General features: G+C 71.8%; 16 protein-coding genes and 2 tRNA genes. 9 read left to right on the top strand and 9 right to left on the bottom strand.

What is annotated here, in order from left to right; all coding sequences use genetic code 11:
• Window positions 1-421 precede the first annotated feature (421 nt).
• From secF to KF823_00795, 5 genes are all read right to left on the bottom strand, one after another.
• Entirely contained in the window at window positions 422-1,411 is a 990-nt protein-coding gene (gene secF / locus KF823_00815) for a protein translocase subunit SecF (protein MBX3724443.1), read from the bottom strand.
• A 19-nt stretch (window positions 1,412-1,430) separates the two neighbouring features.
• Window positions 1,431-3,293, bottom strand: coding sequence for a protein translocase subunit SecD (gene secD / locus KF823_00810; GenBank protein MBX3724442.1), 1,863 nt, complete (start codon window positions 3,291-3,293; stop codon window positions 1,431-1,433).
• 52 nt (window positions 3,294-3,345) lie between these two features.
• Entirely contained in the window at window positions 3,346-3,675 is a 330-nt protein-coding gene (gene yajC / locus KF823_00805; protein MBX3724441.1) for a preprotein translocase subunit YajC, read from the bottom strand.
• Window positions 3,676-3,877: 202 nt separating this feature from the next.
• Entirely contained in the window at window positions 3,878-4,993 is a 1,116-nt protein-coding gene (gene tgt, locus KF823_00800; GenBank protein ID MBX3724440.1) for a tRNA guanosine(34) transglycosylase Tgt, read from the bottom strand.
• 556 nt (window positions 4,994-5,549) lie between these two features.
• Window positions 5,550-7,418, bottom strand: a complete 1,869-nt coding sequence (locus KF823_00795) for a DUF885 domain-containing protein (protein MBX3724439.1) — start codon at window positions 7,416-7,418, stop codon at window positions 5,550-5,552.
• Between the two features lie 97 nt (window positions 7,419-7,515).
• Here KF823_00795 and KF823_00790 point away from each other — a divergent pair, with 97 nt between their 5' ends.
• Together KF823_00790 and KF823_00785 are read left to right on the top strand one after the other, a co-directional pair.
• Complete coding sequence (locus tag KF823_00790; protein ID MBX3724438.1) at window positions 7,516-8,463, top strand: 23S rRNA (adenine(2030)-N(6))-methyltransferase RlmJ; 948 nt, start codon at window positions 7,516-7,518, stop codon at window positions 8,461-8,463.
• A 182-nt stretch (window positions 8,464-8,645) separates the two neighbouring features.
• Window positions 8,646-8,721: transfer RNA gene (locus KF823_00785), tRNA-Ala, on the top strand.
• A 440-nt stretch (window positions 8,722-9,161) separates the two neighbouring features.
• Here the strand turns inward: KF823_00785 and KF823_00780 are convergent.
• Window positions 9,162-9,767 carry a DNA-3-methyladenine glycosylase I gene (locus tag KF823_00780; protein MBX3724437.1) on the bottom strand — a complete coding sequence of 202 codons (606 nt, stop codon included), beginning with the start codon at window positions 9,765-9,767 and terminating at the stop codon, window positions 9,162-9,164.
• A gap of 188 nt (window positions 9,768-9,955) precedes the next feature.
• Between KF823_00780 and KF823_00775 the strand changes: the two genes are divergently transcribed.
• The 7 genes from KF823_00775 to KF823_00745 all read left to right on the top strand — a co-directional run bounded on the left by KF823_00775 (window position 9,956) and on the right by KF823_00745 (window position 16,661).
• Window positions 9,956-10,032: transfer RNA gene (locus KF823_00775), tRNA-Arg, on the top strand.
• Between the two features lie 26 nt (window positions 10,033-10,058).
• Complete coding sequence (locus KF823_00770; protein MBX3724436.1) at window positions 10,059-10,691, top strand: methylthioribulose 1-phosphate dehydratase; 633 nt, start codon at window positions 10,059-10,061, stop codon at window positions 10,689-10,691.
• Window positions 10,688-11,245, top strand: a complete 558-nt coding sequence (locus tag KF823_00765) for an acireductone dioxygenase (protein ID MBX3724435.1) — start codon at window positions 10,688-10,690, stop codon at window positions 11,243-11,245. Before KF823_00770 ends, KF823_00765 begins: the two co-directional genes overlap by 4 nt.
• Window position 11,246: 1 nt before the next feature.
• Window positions 11,247-11,930 (top strand): acireductone synthase, encoded by a 684-nt coding sequence (gene mtnC / locus KF823_00760; GenBank protein MBX3724434.1) that lies wholly within the window; start codon window positions 11,247-11,249, stop codon window positions 11,928-11,930.
• A 269-nt stretch (window positions 11,931-12,199) separates the two neighbouring features.
• Complete coding sequence (locus KF823_00755; GenBank protein ID MBX3724433.1) at window positions 12,200-13,471, top strand: BamA/TamA family outer membrane protein; 1,272 nt, start codon at window positions 12,200-12,202, stop codon at window positions 13,469-13,471.
• A gap of 102 nt (window positions 13,472-13,573) precedes the next feature.
• The gene (locus KF823_00750) at window positions 13,574-15,799 is read left to right on the top strand and encodes a M36 family metallopeptidase (protein MBX3724432.1); all 2,226 of its coding nucleotides are present in this window, start codon (window positions 13,574-13,576) and stop codon (window positions 15,797-15,799) included.
• Window positions 15,800-16,232: 433 nt separating this feature from the next.
• Window positions 16,233-16,661 (top strand): PepSY domain-containing protein, encoded by a 429-nt coding sequence (locus KF823_00745; GenBank protein MBX3724431.1) that lies wholly within the window; start codon window positions 16,233-16,235, stop codon window positions 16,659-16,661.
• A 901-nt stretch (window positions 16,662-17,562) separates the two neighbouring features.
• Here KF823_00745 and KF823_00740 read toward each other — a convergent pair.
• From KF823_00740 to KF823_00730, 3 genes are read right to left on the bottom strand one after another with little or no spacing between them, the layout of a single operon-like run.
• Entirely contained in the window at window positions 17,563-18,411 is an 849-nt protein-coding gene (locus KF823_00740) for a DMT family transporter (protein ID MBX3724430.1), read from the bottom strand.
• Window positions 18,408-19,064 (bottom strand): diphthine--ammonia ligase, encoded by a 657-nt coding sequence (locus KF823_00735; protein ID MBX3724429.1) that lies wholly within the window; start codon window positions 19,062-19,064, stop codon window positions 18,408-18,410. The genes KF823_00740 and KF823_00735 overlap by 4 nt, the downstream gene beginning before the upstream one ends.
• On the bottom strand, window positions 19,061-23,209 hold the full coding sequence (locus tag KF823_00730; GenBank protein MBX3724428.1) for a hypothetical protein: 4,149 nt from the start codon (window positions 23,207-23,209) through the stop codon (window positions 19,061-19,063). The genes KF823_00735 and KF823_00730 overlap by 4 nt, the downstream gene beginning before the upstream one ends.
• Window positions 23,210-23,242 lie beyond the last annotated feature (33 nt).

Genomic DNA, 23,242 nt, shown 5'->3' with positions numbered 1-23,242 from the left:
CGCCCGGCCTTCGGACGTACATCGCGCGGGCGCTTGCGTGAGGCCGCCCAACACACCCAGGCGCCCTCTCCCGCTCGCGGTAGCGAGATTCGGAGAAGGGCTGAATGTGCCTAGCAGCTTGTTGAAGAACGACCTTCCTGGTCGTTTTTCAAGTCGCCCGTCCGGCGCAGGTCCGGACAGGCTCCCGTCGACTCAACTGCTTACGCACTTGCCGAGCAGCAATCAATGGCCGCCGCCGGCAGGCTGTTTTTCAACAGCCTGCTAGCCGGGGACCAACGCCGACCGGGACACCCGGGACTGCGATCAACCGCCAGCTGACGCCAGTGACGATGACCAGCGGGTCGCGCCGGACAGACAGGGCCTGCCCGGCGCCTCGGCCGGCCCGCTGTGGTCGCGGACCGGACGAGGGCTCGGCGCGACCTCAGGGACGCCGCTGCAGCTCCGTCTCGTCGCGCATCTTCGGCATCAGGTCCTGCTTGGTGACGCCAAGGCGGTTGAGCAGCGGCGCCGCGAACAGGATCGACGAGTAGGTGCCGACCACGATGCCGACGATCAGCACCAGGGAGAAGCTCTTCAGCGCCTCGCCGCCGATGAAGAACAGCGCCAGCACCGACAGCAGGGTCACGAACGAGGTGATGATGGTACGCGCCAGCGTGGTGTTGCACGCGACATCGATGGTCTCCTCCGGCCCCATGCGTCGCGAGGTGCGGAACATCTCGCGGATGCGGTCGAAGATGACGATCTTGTCGTTGATCGAGTAACCGGCCACCGCCAGCACCGCCGCCAGCGCGGGCAGGTCGAACTCGCGGCCGACCAGGGCCAGGAAGCCCAGGGTGATGATCACGTCGTGCAGCTCGCCGGCGATCGCCGCGAGACCGAAGCGCCATTCGAAGCGCACCGCGATGTAGATCAGGATGCCGCCGATCACCACCAGGATCGCGATGATGCCCTGCTCGGCCAGTTCCCTGCCGATCTGCGGCCCGACGAACTCGTTGCGCTTGAGTTCGGACGGCATGCCGGCCTGGGTGAGCAGGCGATGCACGGCCTCGCCGGCGCTCTGCGCGAGCCCTGCGTCCTGCGCCTCCTGCCGGGCCTCGTCGCCCTCCGCCGCGGCGCCGACATCGGCGTCCGGGCGCAGGCGGATCAGCACGTCGCGGGTGCTGCCGAACGACTGCACCTGGGCGCCCTCGTAGCCGGCATCGGCGAGCGTGCTGCGGATCCGGGCGAGGTCGGCCGATTCCTCGAAGCTCAGCTCGACCACGGTGCCGCCGGTGAAGTCCAGGGCGAAGTTCAGGCCCGGTCGCACCAGGGCGACGATGGACACGGCGACGGCGAGCAGCGACAGCCAGAGCGTGACGCGGCTCCAGCGCATGAAGGGAAGCTTCCAGGCGGGGTTGAACAGTTCGAACATGGGGGCTGTCTCCGTCCGCTCAGATGCTCAGGCCCTTGACCTTGCGGCCGCGGCCGTAGATCAGGGAAACGATCGCCTCGGACACCGTCACCGCGGTGAACATCGAGGTCAGGATGCCGATGCAGAGCACGACCGCGAAGCCGCGAACCGGGCCCGAACCAAACGCCAGCAGCGAAACGCCGGCGATCAGGGTGGTGATGTTGGCGTCGATGATGGTGGTCCAGGCCTTGTCGTAGCCGGCGCGGATCGAGCTGACCGGCGTGTTGCCGTTGCGTATCTCCTCGCGTATGCGCTCGAAGATCAGCACGTTGGCGTCGACCGCCATGCCGATGGTGAGCACGATGCCGGCGATGCCGGGCATGGTCAGGGTGGCGCCGAGCAGGGACAGCAGGGCGACGATCAGCACGACGTTGGCGACCAGGGCGATGTTGGCGACCAGACCGAACATCCGGTAGTAGACCAGCATGAACAGCAGCACGGCAGCGAAACCGATCACGATCGCCCGCGTGCCACGCTCGATGTTGTCCTGGCCCAGGGAGGGGCCGATCACCCGCTCCTCGACGATGTCGATGGGTGCCGCCAGTGCGCCGGCACGCAGCAGCAGGGCCAGTTCGCTGGCCTCGCTGGCGCTGTCCAGGCCCGTGGTCTGGAAATTGCGGCCGAACGGTTCGCGGATGGTGGCGATCGAGATCACCTCCTGGCGAATGCGGGTGCTGCGCACCTCGCGGCCATCGACCAGGCGCACGTCCGGGATGCGCTCCACGAACACCACGGCCATGCCCTTGCCGACGTTCTCGTTGGTGAACTCCTGCATGCGCCGGGCGCCGGCGGCGTTCAGCCGCACCGACACCATCGGGCTGCCGTCGCGCGAGTCGAAGCCGCTGGCGGCGTTGACCAGCTGGTCACCGGAGACGATCAGGCGCTTCTTCAGGACCACCGGGTTGCCGCGGCGGTCGGTGTAGAGCGCGCCGTCGGGCGGCACATTGCCGGTCTGCTGGACCTCGAAGGCGTTGACGGCCTCGTCGACCGCACGGTACTCCAGGGTGGCGGTGGCGCCGAGGATGCGCTTGGCGGCGGCGGTGTCCTGCACGCCGGGAAGCTGGACGACGATGCGCGACTCGCCCTGGCGCTGGATGATCGGCTCGGCGACACCCAGTTCGTTGACGCGGTTGCGCAGGGTCGAGACGTTCTGCTCGATGGCGTTGGCGGCGATCTCGCTGAGCGTGGCCTCGCTGATCCGGCCGTTGATCAGCCAGCCGTCCTCGCTGCCGCGGCCGAATTCCAGCACCAGCTCGGGCAGGTCGGCGGCGATCTCCGCGTAGGCGCGCTCGCGGTCGGCCTCGCTGCGCAGGTTGACGACGATGCCGGAGGCCGTCCGGCTGACGTTCTGGTAGCGCACGCGCTTGTCGCGCAGCAGCACCCGGATGTCCTCGACGAAGCGGTTCTCCTGCTGCTCGATGCTGGCCCGCTGGTCGACCTCCATGGTGAAGTGGACGCCGCCTTGCAGGTCCAGGCCCAGGGTCATCGACTTGCCGCCCAGCGATGCCAGCCAGTCGGGCACCGTCGACGCCAGGTTCAGCGCCGAGACGTACTGCTCACCGACCTCCTGGCGGACCAGCTCGATCGCGCGCAACTGCGTATCGGTGTCCGGGAAGCGGACCAGCAGGCGCTCGTCCTCGATCGACATCCGCGTGAACGGGACCTGGTTGCGCTCGAGCACCCCCTGGATGCGCTCGCGCAGCGCCTCGTCCACCACGTTGCCGCGATTGGCCTGCAGCTGGACCGCCGGGTCCTGGGGATGAAGGTTGGGCAGCGCGTAGAGCGCAGCCAGCAGGATCACGGCCAGGACCAGGCCGTACTTCCATTTAGGGAAATTTATCATCGCGGGTGGGGCTGTCTGGGTGGATGGGGGGCGCGCGCCGGCCTGGCAGGGCTCAACCGGCCTTCAGGGTGCCCTTGGGCAGGACGTTGCCGATCGCGTGCTTCTGCACCTTGATGGCGACGTTGTCGGCGATCTCAATGGTCACGAAGGCGTCGCCGACGTCGGTGATGCGGCCGGCGATGCCGCCGCTGGTGATCACCTCGTCGCCCTTGGCCAGCTGCGAGACCATCGACCGGTGCTCCTTGGCGCGCTTCATCTGCGGACGGATCAGCAGGAAGTAGAACACCGCGATGAAGATCAGCATCATGATCAGCGGCTGCATCGCCGACGGGCCTGCGGCGGGGGCCGCCTGGGCATGTGCGGAAGCGATCAGGAAGTCCATGGTCGGGCTCTCTTGGCAGGCGCGGGCCGGTGCCCGCAAAGGCGGCGATTATGGCACAGGCGGGCCGTCCGGCCGGCCGTTCCGGCGCGTCGCGGCGAGGCCGCCGACCGCGGGCGAAACGGACTGACGGGTGCCCCGCGCCAACGTGGGGCGGCCACATCGATCCGGTCGCCGCGCCCCTGCCCCGCGCCGGGACCGAGCCTCAGACCGGCGGACCGTCCACTCCGCGGCGGGCGTAGAAGTCGGCGACGAAATCGTCCAGGCGACCGGCCGCGATGGCCGCGCGCAGGCCAGCCATCAGCCGCTGGTAGTGGCGCAGGTTGTGCAGCGTGCCCAGGGTCGAGGCCAGGATCTCGTTGCAGCGGTCCAGGTGGCGCAGGTAGCCGCGCGAGAAGCCGCCGGCACAGGCGGGGCAGTCGCAGCCTTCCTCGATCGGCCCGGTGTCCAGGGCATGGCGGGCGTTGCGGATGCGGATCTCGCCGCCGGCGGTGAAGTAGTGGCCGTTGCGGGCATTGCGGGTCGGCATCACGCAATCGAACATGTCGACGCCGCGGCGCACCGCCTCGACGATGTCCTCGGGCCGGCCCACGCCCATCAGGTAGCGAGGCGCCGCGGCGGGCAGGTGCGGGACCGTGGCATCCAGCACGCGTTCGCGTTCGGCGGCCGGCTCTCCCACCGACAGGCCGCCGATGGCGTAGCCGTCGAAGCCGATCGCCTTGAGCCCCTCCGCCGAGACCTGGCGCAGGTCCGGGTACATGCCGCCCTGGACGATGCCAAACAGCGCATTCGGGTTGCCCTCGTGGGCGCGCCGGCTGCGTTCGGCCCAGCGCAGGCTGAGCGCCATGGAATCACGCGCCTGGCGCTCGGTGGCAGGGTACGGCGTGCATTCGTCGAAGATCATGACGATGTCGGAGTTCAGCACGCGCTGGATGCGCATCGACTCCTCGGGCGACAGGAATACGCGGGCGCCGTCGACCGGCGAGGCGAAGCGCACGCCCTCCTCGGTGATCTTGCGGCGCTCGGCCAGGCTCCAGACCTGGAAGCCGCCGGAATCGGTGAGGATCGGGCCGTCCCAGCGCATGAAGCCGTGCAGGCCGCCGTGCGCCTCGATGACATCCAGGCCCGGGCGCAGGAACAGGTGGAAGGTGTTGCCCAGGACGATCTGGGCGCCGAGGTCGCGCACCTGGTCGGGCAGGACCGCCTTGACCGTGCCGTAGGTGCCCACGGGCATGAATGCCGGCGTCTCGACGACGCCGTGCGGCAGGGAGAGGCGGCCGCGGCGCGCAGCGCCGTCGGAGGCAAGCAGTTGGAAATCCATGGGCGGCGAAGCTTAGCGCACGGCCCCGCCGGCGGGCTGCGCGGCGTGCGGCCCGAACGGACCGTGCGGTCTTCGCGACCCTGCGGCTGCCCTCTCCCCCCGGCCTGAACGGCGTCGTGTCTCAGCCCGCTGCCCAGCGGCTTGGCGTCAGCGCGACGACACCGCACTTCTCCCCTCCCCCGCCTGCGGGGGAGGGGCGGGGGAGAGGACCGCACCAGCAAGCACTCGCCGCTGGGCCGGCACCGATGCAGATCATGGCCAGCCCCGACCCTCTCCCCCGGCCCCTCTCCCACAGGGAGAGGGGAGCAAAGCGCGCTCCAGGTCGCGCACCCCGAGTCACGAGTCACGAGTCAAGAGTCCCGAGTCCCGAGTCCCGAGTCCCGGACTGGCCGCGGCACCCCACTTCTCGCCTCCTCCGCCTGCAGGGGAGGGGAAGAAGTGGGGCGCCGCCGCCCGTCGGGGCCGCGACCTGTTCGATCATGCGGAGACTTGCCGCGCCAGCCCTGGCTCGAGCGCGCAGCAAGACTGCACAGCCTGCCCCGCCCGTGCGCGGCACTCAGGCGGTGCGGCTGCGTGCGATCCAGTCGTCGATGATGCGCTCAAGCAGGGCCAGCGGCATGGCGCCGTGGGTGAGCACCTGGTTGTGGAACTCGCGGATGTCGAAGCGCTCGCCGAGCGCGGCGCGAGCGCGCTCGCGCAGTTCCAGGATCTTCAGCATGCCGACCTTGTAGGCCAGCGCCTGGCCGGGGTTGACCAGGTAGCGCTCGATCTCGGCGACCACGTCGGTCTCCGGCTGCCCGGTGTGCGCCAGCATGTAGTCGATCGCCTGCTCGCGGGTCCAGCGCTTGGCGTGCATGCCGGTGTCGACAACCAGGCGCACGGCGCGGAACATCTCGTCGCGCAGGCGGCCCAGGTTGTCCAGGGGATCGGACTGGAAGCCGGCTTCCCAGGCAAGCTGTTCGGTGTACAGCGCCCAGCCTTCCGAGTAGGCCGTGAAGCCCAGCAGGCGGCGGAAGGTCGGCACGCCCTTGAGCTCCTGCATGATGGCGATCTGGAAATGATGGCCGGGCACGCCCTCGTGGTAGGCCAGCGTGCGCATCGCGAAGCGCGGCATCTCGGCGACGTTGCGCAGGTTGGCGTAGAACACGCCCGGCCGCGAGCCGTCCATCGCCGGCGCCTGGTAGTAGGCGCCGGGCGCCGTCTTCTCGGAGAACTCGGGGACCCGGCGCACCTCGACCCCGGCCGCCGGGCGGACGTCGAAGTAGTCGCCCAGGCCTTCGGAGATCTCGTCGATGATGCGCTGGAACTCGTCCAGGATCTGCTGGCGGCCCTCGTCGGTGTCCGGGAACAGCTGGTCGGGTCGCTGATTGATGGTGTGCAGACGCTCGCCGATGCTGCCCTCCTCCAGGCCCTGGCTGCGCAGAATGGCGTCCATCTCGGCGCCGATCCGGGCGACCTCGGCCAGGCCGATCGCGTGGATCTCCTCGGCGCTCATCCGCGTCGTGGTGTGCACCTCGATCTGGTCGTCGTAGAAGGCCAGGCCATCCGGCAGCGACCAGGCGCCATGGTTGCCGTCGATCCGGCCGGCCAGGTGCTCGAAGTAGCCGATCAACGCCCCATAGGCCGGGTAGACCCGGCCGGCGACCGCCTCGCGTGCGTCGTGAAGGATCTCGACGCGCTCCTGGCCGGCCACCTTGCCGTCCAGGGCGTCGAGCTTGCCGACCAGGCTCGTGTACAGCAGGTGCTCCTCCGGCGGCATGGCGATGAAGTCGCGCATCTGCACCAGCACCTTGTCGACCACGAAGCGCTGCGGCAGGACGCCGATCGACTCGCGATGGCGCAGGCCTTCCAGCACCTGGTCGAACTTCACCGGGAACTGTTCCAGCCGCGCCACGTAGTTGCGGGCGTCGCGGGCGTTGCCGATGGCGTGCATCTGCACCATGAAGTCGGGCAGCGAACTCTGCACGCCGAACATCTGGTTGACCGGGAAGTTGTGGTACTGCCAGCGCTCGTTGCGCACCTGCTGGCCGAGGAAGTACTCGAGGATGTCGTAGGACAGGCGACCATCCGGACCCATCGACTCGCGGTCGTAGGAGCGCAGGGAGTCGAGGTCGCGGCGCAGCTTCTGGCGCATCGCCTCGCCGCGGGCCATCGAGGCGTCGGTCAGGCGGTGCGAGTAGAAGTCCATCCACGACGGCAGCACGCGCAGGTAGGACAGCATCTCCGGGTCGCCCAGGGCGTACTCGAAGAAGATCCGCTCGTAGAGCCAGCGAACGGTCAGCGGCCGGTCGGTCTTCCACTGCCACCAGGCGAAGCCGGCGCCCAGCACCAGCACGACCAGCACGGTCAGCGCCAGCCACTTGAGCAGGCGCAGGGGCCAGGGACGCCGCCGGCGGGCGACGGTGGGGGCTGTAGCTGTGGACATCGGACGACCTCCCGGCGCCGTGGCGGCGCGCGCGCCCGCTAAGCTAACCGACCCGGCGCCCGGCGCCACCCCCCAAAGGTCACGGCCCGGTCACCTCATGAACTATCGCCACAGCTTCCATGCCGGCAACGTCGGCGACGCGCTCAAGCACGTCGCCCTGCTGGAACTGCTGCGCCTGCTCACCGCCAAGGACGGCGCCCTGCTCTATCTCGACAGCCACGCCGGCGCCGGCGGCTACGAACTGGCCGGGGATGCCGACCGCACCGGGGAGTGGCAGCAGGGCATCGGCCGGCTCTGGGGCGCCACCGGCGCGCCGCCGGCGGTGGCGCGCTGGCTGGCTGCGGTGGCGGCCTGGAACGAGGGCGGCAAGCGCCTGCACCGTTATCCCGGCTCGCCCGGCCTGGCCGCCGACGCCCTGCGCGGTCAGGATCGCCTGCTGCTGTGCGAGTCCCAGCCCGCGGTAGCCGAGGCCCTGCGCAAGCGCCTTGCCGGCCACGACCGCCGCGTCCAGGTGCTGGAGGGCGACGGCTACCACGCGCTGAAGGCGCATCTGCCGCCCCCGGAACGCCGCGGCCTGGTGCTGATCGATCCGCCCTACGAGGCCCAGCAAGCCGAGTTCGACGCCATCATCGCGGCGTTGCGCGAGGGCCTGCGCCGCTTCCCGACCGGGGTCTACGCGATCTGGTACCCGATCAAGCAGGCCAGCGCCGTGGCCCATTTCCTGCGCCAGCTCGGCGATCTGCCCGTGAAGTCGGCGCTGACCCTGGAACTGTGGGTGCGCGCCACCGATTCGCCACTGCGCATGAACGGCAGCGGCCTGGCCGTGCTCAACCCGCCCTGGAAGCTGGACCAGGACGCCGCCAGCAGCTGGCTGCCCTGGCTGGCCCGGGAACTGGCCCAGGAGCGCGGTGCCGGCTGGCGTTGCCACTGGCTGCGGCGCGAGACGGCCGCAAAGGCGGCCGACGCCGACCCGCCGCCCGGCAAGCCGCATCCGGCCGCAGCCCGCCGCCCTGCGCCGCGCGCGCGACCGCGGACGCTGCGCTGAGGTCCGGGGCGCTGAAGCCCCGGTCGCAACCCAAGAGGCCGGGCCGCCCGGTAGCCTCGTGACACGCTGCGCCGCGTCCACGCCCATCCGTGCGCGGCCCGCCAGCTGCGCACGGCTAGGTCCCCGGCGCCCCCGTCCTTGCGCGCCTGAGGCAGCCGCGGCTAAACTTCCGCGCCTGTCGTGGGGCGGTAGCTCAGCTGGGAGAGCGTCGCGTTCGCATCGCGAAGGTCAGGGGTTCGATCCCCCTCCGCTCCACCAACGACGTAGCAACGACAAGGGCCGGCTCTCGCCGGCCCTTGTCGTTTCCGGGGTAACCGTCGGCCGCGGCCGGACGGACCCGGGGGCGCGCCAGCCGTCCCGCGCAGGACGGCTGGCGGCAGGGCGCTCAGCGAGCGTGGCGCGTCGACTGCGCGGTGGCCGCCTGGCGGCGACCGCCGGCGCTGCGCGACGAGGTCTTCCACCAGCGACCCAGGCGGGCCACGATCGCGAGCACGGCGACCTTGCGGATCAGTCGGAACATGGGGAACTCCTTCGGGCAAAGGGCCTGGATGGCCCGGACCCCGTGGGTCCAGCAGTTTTCGTGCCAACCGTGGATCGCTGGCGCAACCTGGCCTCCTGGGGGCGTGTCCGTTCCCTTGCCTGGGCGCAGCCTGCCCGGCGGGAAGATGCGCGCCGTGCGCTATGCACGACAGCCCAGGTCAGCGCGGCACCACGAAGGCCGCGCGCGCCGCCAGCGCCGGGGCCCTGCCCGGGCAATCCTCGAGGTGATCGTTGACCATGCCCACCGACTGCATCATCGCGTACATCGTGGTCGGTCCGACGAAGCGGAAGCCTTCCTTGCGCAAGGCCTTCGACATCGCCTGGGACTCCAGGCTGGTGACCAGGGTCGCGACCGTGCTGCGGTCGATCCGTGGCGGCCGGGTTGCCGGGTCGGGCTCGAAGCGCCACAGGAAGGCGGCCAGCGAGCCGTGTCGGTCGATCACCTCCAGGGTGCGCCGGGCGTTGCCGATCGCCGCCTCGATCTTGCCGCGGTGGCGGACGATGCCGGCGTCGGCCAGCAGGCGCTGGATTTCGGGCTCCCCGTAACGGGCCACCCGTTCCGGCCGAAAGCCCTCGAAGGCGCGCCGGAAGTTCTCGCGCTTGCGCAGGATGGTGATCCAGCTCAGGCCGGCCTGGAAGCCCTCCAGGCACAGCTTCTCGAACAGGCGCACGTCGTCGCCCTGCGGCCTGCCCCATTCGTTGTCGTGGTAGTCCACGTACAGCGGGTCGTCCCCGCACCACCAGCAGCGCGCGCCCTCGGCCATCGATGCCCCTCCCGTCCCGCACATGGTAGGTCGCTTTCATACCAGTCCGCACCGGGCGACGCGGAGGACGGCCCGGTGGCCGCATGGCGACATCCGCGCCAGGGCAGGCGTCGCGCCCGGTCGGGCGCGCGACCTGCGCCGGCGAGGACGTCGGCCGAACGGCCGGCTGTGCGAGAATCCGCGCTCCCGGCCCCGTAGCTCAGCTGGATAGAGCGTCCCCCTCCTAAGGGGAAGGTCGCAGGTTCGAATCCTGCCGGGGTCGCCATCGCTCACCTCCCGGACGCCGCCTCGATGCCGAGTTTCGACCCCGCCCGACTGGACGCCGCCGCCGATACCCTGGCCGCGGCCGGTCGCTGGCTGTCGGGGCGAGGCTGGACACCCGCGACCAGCAGCAACTTCTCGCTGCGCCTGGACCAAGGCCATGCGGCGATCACCGTGTCGGGCCGCGACAAGGGCGCCCTGGGCCGCGACGATTTCATGGCCGTCGACCTCGATGGCCATGCGGTGGGCAGCGCCCGGCGCTCGTCGGCGGAGACCCTGCTGCATACCCACCTGTACCGGCGCGATCCGGCGATCGGCTGCGTGTTGCATACGCACTCGAAGGTGCAGACGGTCGCCTCGCGGCTGCTGGCCGACCAGGGCGGCGTGCGCCTGGCCGGCTACGAGATGCTCAAGGCCCTGGCCGGCAACGCCAGCCACGAGCTGGCCATCGACCTGCCGGTGTTCGCCAACACCCAGCACATGCCCGACCTGGTCGAACGCGTCGAGGCCTGGCTGGACGGCGGCGGCCCGGCCTGGGGCTATCTGATCGAGGGCCACGGCCTGTACGCCTGGGGCGCCGACTGCGCCGAGGCGATGCGCCACGTCGAGGCCTTCGAATTCCTGCTGGACTGCGAACTGGACCTGAGGAGACTGCGGACATGAGCCGCCTGCGCATCTTCACCGAGGCCGATCCCGCCACCCCGGTCGAGGTGATCGACGACCACGCCGGCATCGCCCGCGCCCTGGCCGGCATCGGCGTGCGCTTCGAGCAGTGGCAGGCCGGCCAGCCGGTGCAGCCGGGCGACGCGCCCGACAAGGTGCTGGCCGCCTACGCTGCCGACATCGAGCGGCTCAAGGCGGAGGGCGGCTACCAGGCGGTCGACGTGATCAGCCTGTCGCCCGACCATCCCGAGCGCGAGGCGCTGCGCCGCAAGTTCCTGGACGAACACACCCACAGCGAGGACGAGGTGCGCTTCTTCGTGGCCGGCTCGGGCCTGTTCACCCTGCACGTCGGCGAGCGCGTCTACGAGGTGCGCTGCGAGGCGGGCGACCTGATCGGCGTGCCCGACGGCACCCGGCACTGGTTCGACATGGGCCCGGCGCCGCATTTCGTGGCGATCCGCCTGTTCACCAACCCGGCCGGCTGGGTCGCCAACTTCACCGGCGCCGACATCGCCGCGAAGTACCCGCGCTACGAACCCGGGCAGGCCGGCTGACATGGCCCTGCGCGCCATCATCACCGACATCGAGGGCACCACCAGCTCGATCTCGTTCGTGCACGACGTCCTGTTCCCCTACGCGCGCAGCGCCCTGCCCGGCTTCGTCGCACGCCACCGCGACGACCCCGAGGTCCGGCGCTGGCTGCAGGACGTGGCCGACGAGATCGGTACCGGGCCCGATGCCCCCGAGGTCCTCGACACCCTGCTGCACTGGATCGACATCGACCGCAAGCACACTGCGCTGAAGGCGCTGCAGGGGATGATCTGGGATGCCGGGTACGCGGGCGCCGAGTTCCGCGCGCATGTCTATCCCGAGGTGCCGGCCCGGCTGGCGGCCTGGAAGGCGGACGGGCTGGACCTGTACGTCTACTCCTCCGGGTCCGTGAAGGCGCAGCGGCTGTTCTTCGGGCACAGCGAGGCCGGCGACCTGTCCGGCCTGTTCGACGGGCACTTCGACACCACCGTCGGTGGCAAGCGCGAGGCGGCCTCGTATGCGGCCATCCTGGAAGAGATCGGCCGGAACGGTGACGAAGTGCTGTTCCTGTCCGACGTGGTGGAGGAGCTGGACGCCGCCCGCGAGGCCGGCCTGCATACCGGCCTGCTGGAGCGCGGCGGCCCCGTCGCCGACCGCAACGGCCATCCTGCCTGGCCGGACTTCGACGCCGTCGAACTTCCCGGCTGAGCGCGCTCCGGCGTGGCGGCCGGACCGTGGCCCGACCCGGGATCCCGGCGAGGGCAGCGCGATCCGCTCCCGCATGCCTGTGTCCCGCGCACTGGCAGCGGCGCCTCCTCCCCGCGCCTGCACGCCTCCTTCACGCCCGCTTGGAATGCAGGTCACAGGCGGCGTTCCGACCGCCGCCGCCCGCAGCGCGAGGACAAACCTGAAGGAAAGTCCCGGGGGCTGTTCGAGAGGTCTTGCCAGCCGCGCCGATTCCAGCGAGTCTGATGGCCATGCGCACACGACTGCTGGTTCAACTGATCGCCCTTGGCCTGGCCCTGCCGGCGACCGCCCAGGAAGGCACGAACGAACCGGAACGGCGCATCACCGCCATCCGCATCGCCGGCAACGCGATCACCGACGAACGGGTGATCCGCCGTGAGCTTGCGCTGGGCGTCGGCGACGTCGCCACCCCGCAGGGACTGGCCGATACCCGCCAGGCGATCCAGGACCTCGGGCTGTTCCGGCGCGTGGTGGTCGAGGAAGTGGTCGAGGGCGACCAGGTGCTGCTGGTGGTGGCGGTGCGCGAGAAGCGCTACCTGCTTCCGATCCCGCGCCTGGACGGCAATTCCGACGGCGACTACAGCTATGGCGCGCAGTTGCGCTGGTCCAACCTGTGGGGCCTGAACCACCGCATGGTGGCCTACGTCGAGCAGGGCGAGATCCGTTCCGAAGCCGACCGCGACCGCGAGCGTTCGGCGCGGGTCTCCTATACCGCCCCGTACATCGGCGACACGCCATGGTCGGTCGGCCTTTTCGTCAATCGCACCGAACAGGTCACCCTCGACCGCCAGGGTCGCGCCTTCGACGAGAACTTCCACCAGTTCCAGGCATTGGCCTCCTACGACCTGCGCGATACCCGGCCGAGGCGCGGCTGGATCCTGGGCGGCGGCGTGTTCTGGCAGCACCAGGAAACCCAGGGGCAGTTCGCGCCGCCGCCCGATGGCCACGCGACCGCCCTGGTCGCCACCGCCGAATACCAGGACTTCCATTTCAACCTGTACAGCCAGACCGGCAAGAGCCTGGTCGCCCGCGCCGAGTACGCCGGCGACGGCTGGCTGGGCTCGGACTACGGCTACGAGCGCCTCGAGGCGACCTGGCGCGACTACCGCGCGATCGGCAGCCGCGACCACCAGACCGTGCATTTCATCGCCGCCGGCGGCGTGCTGAGCGGCGGGCCGCGCAGCCGCAACGCCTTCGAACTGGGCGGCTCCTCGCGCATGCGCGGCTACGATCGCGACACCATCCGCGGCGACAGCTACTGGTACGTGTCGGGCGAGTATCTTCGCCCGCTGGGTTGGGACTGGCTGCGCATGCTGGCCAACGTCGAGGTCGCGGGCGCGCGACGCAACGTGTTCGGCGAGCCCCAGCGCAGCGCTTACGCCAGCGTCGGCCTGGGCCTGCGCGCGCGCATCACATGGTTCGTCGACATCGAGATCGAGGCGGGCGTCGCGATGCCCCTGGTGGGCGGCGACGGCCTGCGCTTCTTCGCCAGCACGCTTTAGCCTGCCCGCTGGCAGTGCGGTCGCGCAGCGACCGCCGTCGGGCCGCTGGCACTACGAATCAATTCGTCCTATCTTCGCGACTGACCCACGATGGAGCTCGCGATGACACGGACGCACTGCGCCGGCGTGCGCATGACGGCACTGGCCACGCTGGCCCTGGCGCCGCTGGCAACCTGCCTTGCCAGCCAGGACGATGCGGCCGGCGGGCACGCGGACGGTCCGGCACTGACGCGCGGCATCTCCTGGCTGCCGACACCGTCGGTCCCGAAGCGCGTCTCTGAGCCGGTCACCACCGGCCTGCCGGTCGCGCTCCTCGCGACCCTGCGGGCGGACCGTCCGGAAGCGCTGTCCGGCGCGTCCGCCCTGCCGGTGCGGCATTGGCGGCAATGGCACGAAGGCGTGCCGGTGTTCGGTGCCGGTGTCGCCGAGTTGCTCGATGGCAACGGCGCGACCCGTGCGGCCACCGTGGTGCTGGCCGATCTGAGCGCGGCACCCTCGTCAGGTCAGGCGTTCGTGCTCGATGCGCAGGGCGCCGTCGCAGCCGCCTTGACGGCCGCCACCGGCGGAACCGGGTCGCCCACCCAGCCGCTGCGCAAGCTGGCAGAACAGGGGCCCTGGCACCGTATCGAACTGACCCCCTCCGCCGGCTTCACTGCGCAGCAGCCTGCCCGCGCGCGGCCCTGGTGGTATGCGACGGAGAACGGGCTGGTGCCTGCCTGGCAGGTGGAACTGGTCGGCCATGACAGCGCACGCGGCAGCCTGGTCGCGTTGTCGCTGTGGCTGGCTGCCGACGACGGCCGGCTGCTGCGCCGGCAGAGCCTGCTGCACGACGTTCGCCCGCAGGGGCGTGGCCAGTCCTGCCCGCCGGCCTGCCCCGAGGCCGAATTCGGCTACCGCGTGATGGCCGATCGCCGCGGCGTCCCCTACACCGATCCCTACGGCCGTACCAGTCCGCACCCGGAGGGCCAGCGCTCTCCCTGGCTGCCCGCGCAGCCGGCGCCCAGCACCCTGGTCTACCTGCGCCACGCCCGCCAGGGCGATGGCGACCCGTGGCTGCCGGCCAATGCCAGCAGCACGGTCGGCAACAACGTCGATGCCTTCTTCCATGGCCTGCGGGTGGAAGCCGGTCGCTTCCACCCGGACCTGTTCGCGAGCTGGGGTCCGGCGTTCAATGCCGGCAACGGCGATTTTCGCGCACCACTGGCGGGCCGCGGCGCGTTCGACTACCACTACGACGTCGGCGCGGCGCCGCAGGACTATTTCCAGGTTCCGGGCGCAACGGCCACGCCGGTGCCCGCCGGATCGCCGCAGCTGCGCGCCAAGATCGTGCAGTCGTTCTATGCCGCCAACTGGCTGCACGACCTCTTCTACGACGCCGGCTTCGATGAGGCGGCGGGCAACATGCAGCACGACAACTTCGGGCGCGGCGGGCTGGCGGGCGACCGCCTGCTGGTGCATGCCGGCTTCCCGAACACCTTCGCCTTCGTGCCGGGGGACGGGACCAGCCCGGCGATCAGCCTCGGCCTGAACACCTTCAGCCTGGGCAACCGCGACGTCAGCGGCTTCGACCTGGGCGTGCTCGCCCACGAGTGGGCGCACACGATGTTCGCGCGGCTGACGACGATGCGCTACCAGGGCCAGCAGGGTGCCCTCAATGAGGGCACCGCCGACTTCATCGGCATGTTCGTCGGCGTGCAGGCCAACCAGCGGCACGCTGCGCCGGGCACCGGCGACTTCCATGGCGCCTACCCGGTCGGCGCCTACTGGAACCGCGAGTACGATTTTCCGGCCGACCCCTATCCGCCGGCCGGATCGCCCGGCTATCCCGACCACGCCCACTGGCATGGCATCCGCAGGTTGCCGTACTCGGCGAGCATGGCGATCAATCCACTGACCTTCCGCCACATCAGCGCCGACAACCCCTTGCCGGCGGGCCTGCCGATCTTCGACTGGAAGCTGCGCTCGCTGACCCAGCACGAGATCCATACCGCAGGCGAGATCTGGGCCTCGGCGCTGTGGCAATGCGCCCGCAACATCCTGGCCGCCACGCCGGCGCGCGGGTTCGATGCCGCGCACCGGCGGTTCCTGGCCAGCCTGGTCGCCGGCCTGAAGCTGTTCCCGGTGGATGCGACCTGGACCGAGGCGCGCAATGCCATCCTGGTGGCGGTGCGCACCGGTGGCGAGGACGACTACCGGCGCTGCCGCGCCGGCTTCGCGCAGCGCGGCCTGGGCGCCGGCGCCGTCTCGCCGCCGCGAATGGCCAACGACAACCGCGGCGTGGTCGAGGACTTCACCGACGCGGATCCGCCGGGACTGCAGGACGGCTGATCGTATCCGCATCGCCCATCGGCCCTGGTAGGGACGCTGCAGTCTTCGGTGGCCGCAGGCGCCTGCGGTCGCCCGTCCGGATATCCCGCGAGGCCAGCAGGGAGGTCGTCGAGGTCTCCCGTGGCACAGGCGGCGCGGTGGTGGAGGGTGACGGCGCAGGCGGACACGGCGTAGATCTGACCCACCGCCACGGCGCGGCGATCGGCCGCCGCCGCGGCGATCGCTCGAGGCAAGCGCCGACACAGCCCACAGTCGCAAGCGCATGGCGCCCGACCAAAGCGGCCGCGCGCGGTTTCGTGAAGGCCATGTCTAGACCACGGGAGCCACTCATGCTGCGCTCAGGCGCGCCGCGCATAGTTGGCGACATTGGTGTCCGGATTGGATGCCCGAATCGCCACATGACGCATCCGCTCGCAATCCCAGGAGACACGCCATGATCAAGCGCACTTCCCTCGCCTTTGCCCTGGTCGCCGCGCTTGGCGCCGGCGGACTGGCCATCGCCCAGGTCCAGGACGCCGCCGGTGTCCGCGCCGCCCTGCAGCAGGCCGGCCACAACGAGATCCGCGACATCGAACAGGATGACGGGCTCTGGGAAGCCAAGGTCCGCGGCGCCGATGGCCGCTGGTACGACGTCCACGTCGATCCGGGCACCGGCCAGGTGCTGGACGCCCGCGCCGGCACCGCGCTGATGAGCGCCGACCAGGTGCGCACCGCCGTCGAATCGCAGGGCTACACGCAGGTGCGCGACCTGGATCTGGACGATGCCATCTGGGAACTCGACGCCAACGATGGCGACGGCCGCAAGGTCGAACTGAAGGTGAGTGCCCTCGACGGCCGCGTGCTGGTGGTCGACTACGACTGACCCGGGCCTTCCATGAGACCCCTGCTGCGCCCGCCGTTCTCTGCGCCGTGGCGCAGTCGGCTCCCGTTGGTCGGAACGACGCCGTGTCACGCAGATGCTGCGCAACGGTCCGCTGACCGCACCACGACTCGACGACGACGGCCGCACTTCGCCTCCACGTGAACAGTCCGGCCGGACCTGATCGGCGTAGAGTCTCTGCCCACTGCCAGGCGGCGCGTCGCCGGTGCGACGGCAACGCACTTCTCCCCTCTCCAGGATCTGATTGGCATCGTGCCTCAGTCCACTGCCAGGCGACGTATCGCCAGTGCGACGGCACAGCACTTCTCCCCTCCTCCGCCTGCGGGGGAGGGGCGGGGGAGAGGGCCGCCCCGGCCAGCGCACGCCGCTGGGCCGGCAGCGATGCAGATCATGGCCAGCCCCGACCCTCTCCCCCGGCCCCTCTCCCAGAGGGAGAGGGGAGCAGCGCGCGCTCCAAGTCGCGCACCCCGATTCCCGATTCCCGATTCCCGATTCCCGATTCCCGATTCCCGAGTCCCGAGTCCCGAGTCCCGAGTCCCGAGTCCCGAGTCCCGAGTCCCGAGTCCCGAGTCCCGAGTCCCGGACTGGCCGCGGCACCGCACTTCTCCCCTCCCCCGCCTGCGGGGGAGGGGCGGGGGAGAGGGCCGCCCCGGCCAGCGCACGCCGCTGCGCCGGCAGCGATGCAGATCATGGCCCGCCCCGCCCTCCCCTCCGGCCCCTCTCCCACGGGGAGAGAGGAGCACAGCGCGCTGCGCTCACCGAACACCGGGTCCTGGCCCTTGGTCCCCGATCCGGAGCTGAGACACGACGCTGATTAGCCGGCCGGCGGCGTGGCTCCGGGGACAGCCCGGGCCCGTATCGCTTCGCGCGTCCCCTGTCCGCCTCAGCAGCGACGTCTCCGGACGAGCACCATCGCGATGCCGGCCAGCACCATGGCGCCGGCGACTGCAACTCGCAGGGTGAGCGCTTCGGCGAGCAGCACGGCACCCGCCACCGCGGTCAGCACCGGCACCGTCAGCTGCAGGCTGGCGGCGGTCACGGCTGGCAGCCACGGCAGCGCCGCATACCACAGGGCATAGCCGATCCCGGAGGCCAAAGCGCCGGACAGCACCGCCAGCAGCGCGCCCTGCCCATCCATGCGCAGGCCGGGCCAGGCGATCAGCAGCAGCGCGACGGCCATCGGCAGCGTGCGAAGGAAGTTGCCAGCGGTGTCGGCCAGCGGTGCGCGGCTGCCGCGACCGCGCAGCGTGTACAGGCCCCAGGCGACGCCAGCCGCCAGCATGGCGCCCGCCGCCAACGGCGACGGGGCTGCGAGTCCTGGCAACAGCAGCACCACCACACCTGCCATGGCCAGCAGCAGGCCGGCAAGACCCGCCACACCCGGCCGCTCGCCGGCCAGCAGGCCGGTACCGGCCACGGTCACCTGCACCGCCGCGAACAGCAGCAAGGCACCGGTCGCCGCGGTCAGGCCCAGATAGGCCCAGGAGAACAGCGCGGCATACGCGAACAGCCACAGTGCCGCGCGCCAGTTGCCGGCCAGCCGCTGGCCCTGCCGTGGCAAGACCAGCAGACCCAGCACCACCGCCCCGCTGGCCAGCCGCAGCGCGGTGAAGCTGGCCGGATCGGTGCCGGTGCCGGCCAGGGCGGCACGGCACAGCAGCGAATTGGCGGCGAAGCCGGCCAGCGCCAGCGCCGCCGCCAGCAGGCGCAGCGCCGGGATCCGCACGCTCACGGCGCGGCCAGCGCCAGGTCGAGGAACCAGTAGCCGTCGCGCAGCACCCGCGCTCCAGGCTCCAGGTGCAACGGTGCCCGAAAGCCCGGGCCGCCGGTGACCACCGTGTGGTACTCGCCCTGCTCGCCGGCCAGGTCGATGCCGGTCGCCGCGAACTCGGCGAGCAGACCGGCATCGAGTCGCCGTCCGAGCAGGTCCGGCGCCAGCACGTCGGCGCGCACCGCGACTACGGTCGCCTCGATGCCGCGCGCGATCGCCTCCTGCACCAGCGCCTCGCGCGGCTCGCCCCACAGGGGGTGCAGACACTCGACGCCGGCCTCGGCGCAGGCGCGCAGGCACCAGTCGCGATGGGCCTGCAGGTCGATGTCGCCAAAGACCGCAGCGGTCACCCCTTGCCGTTCGCGCAGACCGGCCAGGGTGCGCACGAACACCGGCGTGTAGTCGTCCCAGGTCGCCGAGCCGGTGACCAGGGGCAGGCCCAGCGCAGTTGCCTGGGCTTCGAGGATCGCGCGCACCAGGCCATGCGCACGCGAGCGCTCGCCGCCCTCGGTGAACATGGTCAGCACGATGCCGTCGTCACCCAAGGCCTGCCGTGCCCGCGCCAGCGCCAGCGCGCTGTCCTTGCCGCCGCTCCAGGACACCACGAAGCTCATGGCACCGGTGCCGCATCGGTCGTCGACGCAGCATCCTGGACTGCCGCTCCACCCTGCACCGCCCGCTGCGGCCACAGCCCGCCGCGACCCAGGCAGCCCCAGCCCCAGCGCAGCCAGCCGAGCAGCGCATTGGCCAGCCACAGCGCCCAGGCCAGGATGGCGAGCTGGTACAGCCACAGCGGCAGGCTCAGCACGCCGACCTGCGGCAGGCCATCGCCGGTACGGTCGAAGAACCAGCGCAGCACACTGGCGCTGGAGCCATTGCCGGCGACATGCATCTCCGGCTGGCCGAGCAGGGCCACAGGAATCGCGGTCAGCAGGCCCAGCAGCGCGATCGCGGTCAGGCCCAGCAGGCCGACCTGCAGCAGCGCGAACGCCCGGTGACCGGCCAGGTCCGCCTGCCTGCCGCGCCAGCCCAGCACCAGCAGCCACGCCGCGACCACGGCCCCGGCCTGCCAGGACACCGTCGAGAAGCCCAGGCCCAGCAGCAGCCAGGCGCCGGTACCCAGCGGCGTCAGGCCGGTGCGCGCCAGTGCCACGGCGACCGCCAGCAGCACGACCAGGTAGGGCCAGTACAGAACGGCCGGACCGACCCCGCCGCCGTGCGCCCACAGCAGCCAGCGGCCACCGGGGGGCGCCATCTCGAGATCGAGGTTGGCGACCGGCACACCCAGGTCCACCGCCGGACTGCGCCACCACGGACCGACGCCGCCGGACTGGCGGAACAGCAGCTCGACGCGACGGCTGCCGGGCAGCACCGGCAAGGTCAGCACGCCGTCCTCGGGCAGCAGGTGGTGGGCTCGGCCATCGATGGCCACCGACAGCAGTTCGGCATCGGCCGGCAGGCGCAGGCTCTGCTGGCCGGCACGGGTGGCACGGAGCACGTAGTTCAGCCGTGCCTCGGTCAGGCGGGGATTGCCGACGACCAGCAGGTGGGCGCGGTCGATGGCCTGGCTGCTGCCCGCGAACGCACCCGGGCGCGCGACCTCCAGCACCAGGTGCTCGCCGGGGAAGGGTGCGAAGTGCCAGGTGCTGCCCGGGTCGCCGCTGGCCAGGGCCGGCGTGCCGGAGAAGCCGGTCCGCCAGAACGGCCCGACCACCACCAGCCAGCGCTCGGCGCGCTGCGCCAGCGGGGGTGCCTCCAGGCGCAGCTGCGGGGTCACCGGCAGCGACGACCGCCAGGCCACCTGCTGCTGGCCGCGCGAGAAGGCCAGGCGCACCTGGCCGTCATCGACCTCCAGGCGATCGTCGTGCGGGCGCTCGCCAGGCAGCAGCGGCACCGTCACCGTGAAGCCCGCGGACGACGGCGCGACGCGCAGCACGCGCGTCGAGACCGTCCAGTCCAGGCCCAGGTGCACGGTGCGTTCGACCTGCACGAAGACCGGCGCCTCGACGCCCGCGGCGACGTCTTCGGCATCGTCCTGGCCGGCAGGGGCCACCTGGCGTTGCCGGGCCAGCTGCAGGCTGTCGCCCTGCAGGCGCGGGCCGTCCAGTCCGGACACGTCCCAGCCCGGCGCACGCACTGCGACACGGCCTGGCGCCAGCGGGAAGCGCAGGTCGACGGCGTCGCCGGCGGCCAGCACCAGTTCCAGCTCGGCCTGTTGGCGACCGGGCTGCAGACGCAGCCAGGTCTGGCCATCGCGGCGCAGCACCGGCACCTGGCTGCCGCCAACCCGCACCGCCACCGGTGCGCTCAGGCGGCCGCCTTCCGGCAGCGGCGCCAGCACGTCGGCCGCGGCATCGAAGTCCAGGCGCAGGCGCAGGCGGCGACCGTCGAGCTCGATCTCCGCCCGGTCCAGGCGCGCGCAATCGGGCACGCAGGGCGGCGCGCGCAGCAGGCGCTCGCGCAGTTCGGCGAGCAGCTCCGGCGACGGCAGGGCGCCTGCTTGCGCCAGCGCCGGCGCCTGCTGCAGAAACCCCGCGATTGCCAGCAGAGCGGCCGGAAGCGCCGTGGCCCCCGCGGCGTGACCGGACCCCGGCCAGCGCAGGCCGCGGAACAGGGCCCGGGCATCCTGGCCCGGCCGCAGGCGCCAGAGCAGCCAGCCCAGCAGCACCACCAGGGCCAGACGACCCAGGCGGGTCAGCCAGGGTGGACTCAGCCACAGGCGCAGCGTCTGGTCTTCGGCGACCGGCCCGGACAGCAGGATGTCGACGTGCTGCCAGTGCCAGTCCGGGTCGCCCTGCCCGGCCTGCAGGACGGTGTCGGCCGGATACTCGTCGAGAGCGGGCGCCGGCTCCACCGCCACGGGCGGTGCCGCCGGCGCGGGTGGCGCCGCCGGGGCCCGGAGGGCCTGCATCCGGCTGCCGGTGACCTCGACGCGGTCGAGCGTCGCCTCGGCACTTTCCGTGGGCGGCTCCATGAACACCGGCGCGACCTCGTTCCTGGCCTGGCGATGGCGCGCCAGTGCCGCTTCCTGACCGGACAGCACGCGGTCCTGCTCGAGCTGCGGGTACAGCGCCAGGCGCACCTGGCCCGCCGCGAACGGCAGGGCGACCAGGACCGCCGCGACGAAGGCCACGCCCCCGGTGACGACAGCGGCCCGGTCGACACGACCGGATGGCAGCCAGCCGCGCACCAGGGCCAGCACCAGCAGCGCCACCAGGGTCCACAGCGGCGCCCCGGCGCTGTGGTAGCCCAGCAGCAAGTAGGCAAGCACCACGACCGCCGGCAGCGGCCCCAGCGCCCGCAGCGCCAGCACCACCAGCAGGCTGGCCAGGAACACGTCGAGCAGGCGCCAGCGCGCGGTCCAGGCGGCCGGCACCCGGTCGGCGCCCGAGACATGCGCCAGCGACCAGCCGGGCGGCAGTTGCAGGCTCAGCGATGCGCCATCGAAGGCGTGCCGCCAGCCGGCCACCGGCACCGTGTGCCAGCCGGCCAGGCGCGCGGTCGCGGCGAGGTCGAGGCGAGTCTGGCGCAGCTCGACACCGGTGCCCTGCCCGGCATCGGTCAGCAGCTGGTCCTGGCCGTCGACGCTGGCGCGTTCCAGGCGCCAGGGCGGCGCCATGTCCAGGCGGGTGCCCTGAGCCAGCTGGCCACCGATGCGGTCGCGCGCGACCAGGCCGCGGCCGTCGAAGTCCAGCCACAGTGCGCGCGTCAGCGACAGCCGGTGCGGCGCCCCGACCGGGCGGCCGCGACTGCGTTCGGCCAGCGCCAGTCCGCCTTCGGCGTCGACCAGGAAGGCCGGCAGGCTGCCGTCGAAGGGCGAGCCGGCCTGGCCCGGATCGACCGGCCGCGTCCCTTCCGGCTGCACCACGCGCAGGCCGGGATCGGTCTGCACGCTCCACACTTCCTGCGCCGGCCAGGGTGCCGGTGCCGTCGCGGCGGCGAAGTCCGCGCCGATCTCTTTCCCGCGCGCGTGCAACGTTAGAACCCAGGTGCCCGGGCGTACCTGCACGCGCAGCCGGCCCTCGCCGTCCAGGGCCGCGGGAAGCGGACCGTCCAGCGCGGTGATCGCGAACCCTGGCGGCAAGGCCGGCCCCAGCACGATCTCGCGGGCGCGGCCGCCGACCTCGACCTGCAGGCGCGTCTCCAGTCGCTGCGGCACGCCGTCGGTCAGCAGTCGGAACACCTTCAGGCCCAGGCTGTCCTGCGCCTGCTCGACCTGCCGCCGGCCCAGCCAGAGCTGGGCGCCGGCGCGCTCGGGCACCGGCACCGGCTCGCCATCAAGGCGCAACGCCAGCAGGGCGATCGCCTCCGGCACCGCCAGCCGTTCCGGCCGGCGCGTCCAGTCCAGGCGACCCTCGATGCGGTGCTCGCCGGCGGCCAGCCACAGCATCGGAACCCCGCCCCGCCATTGCCACGCCGCCGGCCGGCCATCGACGGTCACCGCCAGCGGCGGATGCCGCGCCTCGCCCGGCAGCGCCACCCAGGACGGCGCCAGCACCCGCCAGCCCAGGCTGAAGCGGGCGCCCTCGGCGGTCACCGCAAGATCGAGCAGCCCGGGCCAGGCACAGGCATGCTGCCCGGCACCGCCCGGCCCCTGCCCCAGCACGAACGGACAGCGCCGGTGTTCATGACCCTCCAGCACCCAGGCCGTCCACGGCGCCAGCGCCGCCGGCACCTCGACCGCCGGCTGCGCCGGCACCGCCGCCGCGCCCAGAAACAGCGCAGCCCACCCCACGAACCCGATCACCCAGCGACGCATGTGCTTCCCCTACCTGGTGGCGATGCAGGGTAG

The organism is Lysobacterales bacterium, from assembly GCA_019634735.1.
Lineage (GTDB): Bacteria > Pseudomonadota > Gammaproteobacteria > Xanthomonadales > UBA2363 > Pseudofulvimonas.
Note: the sequence above shows the minus strand (reverse complement) of the source record. Positions and strands in the feature narration are given on the sequence as shown.